Annotated in this window: 1 protein-coding gene; it reads right to left on the bottom strand. The window is 75.1% G+C overall.

Features of this window, described 5'->3' with window-relative positions; translation table 11 throughout:
* The coding region (locus AC1RRW_RS22265) for a pseudouridine synthase (RefSeq protein WP_492903902.1) at window positions 1-1,436 on the bottom strand (1,436 nt) is incomplete at both ends.

Genomic DNA, 1,436 nt, shown 5'->3' with positions numbered 1-1,436 from the left:
AGGGGCGCTGTCCTCGCGCGGCCTGTCTTCGCGGGGATGCCGCGCCGGCCGTTCGCCACGGTCGTCCGCCGTGCCTCCGCGCGGGCCGCGTCCCTGTCCGTCGCCGCGCGCGTTGCGCGGCTTGCGGTCGGGCCGGCGCTGGGGGTCGACGCGGTCGCGCGAGGTCCGCTCATCGCCCGGCGGAGCGCTGACGCGCTCGACCAGCACGCGCCGGCCGCCCGGATCGGTGATCGCCTTGCCACGCTCGCGCCTGACCGCGCCCGTCGCCTCGCGGGCGAGGCGCTCCTCCTTCGGGTCCGCGCCGCGCCGGGGCGGGGCCTTGCGCTCGCGCCGCGGCTGCGCCGTGTCGTCGCGCCAGACCGTGCGCTTCCACGGCCGGTCGCTGCGGCCGTCGAGCGAGGGCGTGCGCACGGCGTCGCTGTGCCAGCGCTCGCGCTCCGGCTTGCCGTCGCGGTCGCCCGGCTCGCGCCGGCGCGGCCGGTCGTCGCCGGACGGCGCGCGGCGCGGATCGCGGATCTGCGCCGATGGCGGCGCGGCCGGCGGTTCGTCGCGGCGCGGCGCCAATTCGTCTCGCCGCGGCGCTTGGAAATCGACGCCGGCCCTGGCCATCAGCTCCTCGCCGAGCTGGTCCTTGAGCACGCGCGAACGGATCTCGTCGACCTCGCCCTCGGGCAGGTCGGAGAGCTGGAACGGCCCGAACGAGATCCGGATCAGCCGGTTCACGTCGAGGCCGAGATGCTCCAGCACCGTCTTGACCTCGCGATTCTTGCCCTCGCGCAGATCGACCGTGAGCCAGGTGTTCGAGCCCTGCTGGCGCTCGAAGCGCGCCACGATCGGCCCGTAAGAAACGCCTTCGATGGTGACGCCGTCGCGCAGGGCGTCAAGCCGTTCCTGGGTCACCGAGCCGAAGGCCCGCACCCGGTAGCGCCGCAGCCATCCGGTTTCCGGCAGCTCCAGCATGCGCGCCAGGCCGCCATCGTTGGTCAGCAGCAGCAGGCCTTCGGTGTTGATGTCGAGCCGGCCGATCGAGAGCACGCGCGGCAGGTCCTCCGGCAGCGCGTCGAACACCGTCGGGCGGCCTTCCGGGTCGTGGTTGGTGGTCACGAGGCCGCGCGGCTTGTGATAGAGCCACATCCGCGTGCGCTCGCGCGCCGGCAAGGGCTCGCCATCGACCAGCACGACGTCGTCGGGCCCGACATCGCGCGCCGGACTTTCCAGCACCGCGCCGTTCACGCTGACGCGGCCTTCCGCGATCATCGCCTCGCTGTCGCGGCGCGAGGCGACGCCGGCCCGCGCCATCACCTTGGCGATGCGCTCGGGCTCCTGCGCCAGCGAGGGCAGGATCACGGCTGAGGGCGCTGCAGTCTCCTCGCCGCGGGGCCGACGCGGCCGCTCGGGCCGCTTGCCGTCGCGCGCGCCGAAGCTGCGCCCGCGCG

The organism is Allobosea sp. GW821-FHT12C12, from assembly GCF_058807355.1.
Note: the sequence above shows the minus strand (reverse complement) of the source record. Positions and strands in the feature narration are given on the sequence as shown.